The 2,044-nt window shown below is 42.5% G+C and carries 3 protein-coding genes and 1 pseudogene; 2 read left to right on the top strand and 2 right to left on the bottom strand.

From position 1 onward, the window contains the following. A partial coding sequence (locus PX484_RS15910) for a DHH family phosphoesterase (protein WP_288104696.1) occupies window positions 1-896 on the top strand: 896 nt, incomplete at its 5' end. Window positions 897-948: 52 nt separating this feature from the next. After that, window positions 949-1,443, top strand: a complete 495-nt coding sequence (sixA, locus tag PX484_RS15905; RefSeq protein ID WP_287726690.1) for a phosphohistidine phosphatase SixA — start codon at window positions 949-951, stop codon at window positions 1,441-1,443. Window positions 1,444-1,448: 5 nt separating this feature from the next. Here the strand turns inward: sixA and PX484_RS15900 are convergent. Beyond that, window positions 1,449-1,535: pseudogene (locus tag PX484_RS15900) on the bottom strand (IS5/IS1182 family transposase); the annotation flags it as partial. Between the two features lie 190 nt (window positions 1,536-1,725). Then, on the bottom strand, window positions 1,726-2,044 hold a 319-nt coding region (locus tag PX484_RS15895), incomplete at its 5' end, for an N-6 DNA methylase (protein ID WP_288104692.1).

The following is a 2,044-nucleotide window of genomic DNA, read 5'->3' as shown; positions in this document are numbered from 1 at the left end:
GTTTACCGGCTAAACGTTGGGGAGTCCATACCCTCAAGGATAGAGATCTTTCGGTTTATCAGGGTTGTGTTTTTGTCGATGGTCAGGGAACCAATAGTCAGTTAACCACTCTGGTTAAACAGGCAAAAATTCCCATTATTGCCGTGATTGATCATCATACTCGCCAAGGGGAGCTAGAGGCGGAATTTGTCGATATTCGTCCCCAAATCCGGGCAACAGCGACGATATTAACCCAATATATCCAAAAAGGGTTACTGAATTTTAATAGTAGCGATACCGTCCATGTTAAGTGTGCCACAGCTTTGATGCACGGATTGCGATCGGATACGAATAATTTAATGCAAGCGCAAGAGTGTGAATTTATTGCTGCTGGTTATCTCAGTCGTTTCTACGATGCTCAATTATTAAACGCTGTCCTGCAATCGGCCAGATCCCGACGGGTGATGGATGTGATCGAACGGGCCTTAAAAAACCGTATTATTAAAAATAATTATTCGATCGCCGGGGTCGGTTATTTGCGTTATGATGACCGAGATGCGATTCCCCAGGCTGCCGATTTTTTGGTGACAGAAGAAAATGTTCACACGGCTTTAGTTTATGGTATCGTTCACGATGAAGATGAGGATATCGAGTTAGTCATCGGTTCTATGCGTACCAGTAAAATTACCCTAGATCCCGATGAATTTCTCAAGGAAGCTTTCGGACAGGATAACCAAGGTCGCTTTTTTGGTGGTGGTCGTTATATGGCCGGAGGTTTTGAAATTCCTATCGGTTTTCTCGGTGGTTTTAATAATAATGCCGAATACGCAAAACTTAAGTGGGAACTGTATGACACCCAAATTAAACAGAAACTTTCCCATCTAGTTAACCCTGATGAAAAGGTAATTCGCACCTAGCTATTAGATCTCAGCTATTTATTATCATCGCCAAGACCGACCCGACACTGATATGAAACTTTATTTTGTGCGTCATGGATTAGCAGGACAATCGGGGGATTATCTCAACGATAGGGAACGTCCTTTAACCGAGGAAGGTAGGGCCAAAACTGCTAAAGTTGCCCAAAGATTAGGACAGTTGGGGGTGAAATTTGACCTAATTCTGACTTCTCCCCTGGTGCGTGCGGTGCAAACCGCCGAAATTTTGCAAAAAGCGGGTTTAAGCCGTAAAATTGAGCAATTTAATCCCCTATCACCCAACGGCAATATTCAAGATTGGGTGCAATGGTGGCAAAAGTCGGACTATCAGCGAGAGGAAAACGCGCTCGCACTGGTGGGCCACGAACCGGATTTAGGCTATTGGACGGAAATGCTAGTTTGGGGCAAGTTTCAAGGAAAATTATCGGTCAAAAAAGCGGGAATAATTGGTCTAGAGGTTCCCAATCAACAAAATCCCCTAGGCAAGTGTGAGTTATTCTGGTTGACAGCCCCGAAATTACTCCTCTAGGAATTAAATAAACTAAAATCATGACCGCTGCCTTTCCCACAAAAGACACAGATAATTTCCCCGGTATTTTGAGCAGCTACTAATTGGGATTTTCAAGTATGATAAGTAGTCGTGCAAAATTAATTTCCTAGTGAAGATAGGCAAAAGGCAAAAGGCAGGAGGCAAGAGGTGGTTAGATATGTGTAATTAATTTTGCTTAGGTACTTACCATCAAAAAATTATGCAAGAGTTCTACTAAATTAGGTTATACTTCACCTTGAGGATAAGGGCTGTAAGTGACTTTCACCGCTCCCACTTTCTCAGCACTGATAGAGTTAGAGCAACTTCTTTACCTTTCTCCTCAATAAAATCTAGCAATTCCTTGGCGGTGCTTTTATCTTCATCTACTTTGGTGTTAAGATTGACAGCTTTGAGGTCAAAGTTTTTGGCTTCGATTTCTTCACGGGTGACTGTCCAACTTCTCTCACTATCTTCTCGGTTGGGTAATAGTTCTAGAAACTCCTGAAAGTGATTCATCATCAGGGGTTTGCGCTTGGTAACTTTGACATCGGACAGGTCATAATACCAGATTTTTTCAGTGGGTTTGCCTTTAGTAAAAAAG

This window comes from Microcystis sp. M49636_WE2, from assembly GCF_030065375.1.
Taxonomy (GTDB): Bacteria; Cyanobacteriota; Cyanobacteriia; order Cyanobacteriales; family Microcystaceae; genus Microcystis; species Microcystis aeruginosa_C.
This window is presented reverse-complemented; position numbering and strand designations above follow the sequence as displayed.

Bases quoted from the DNA above. Each gene is read 5' to 3' on its own strand.
- sixA (WP_287726690.1), top strand. From the start codon at position 949: ATGAAACTTTATTTTGTGCGTCATGGATTAGCAGGACAATCGGGGGAT.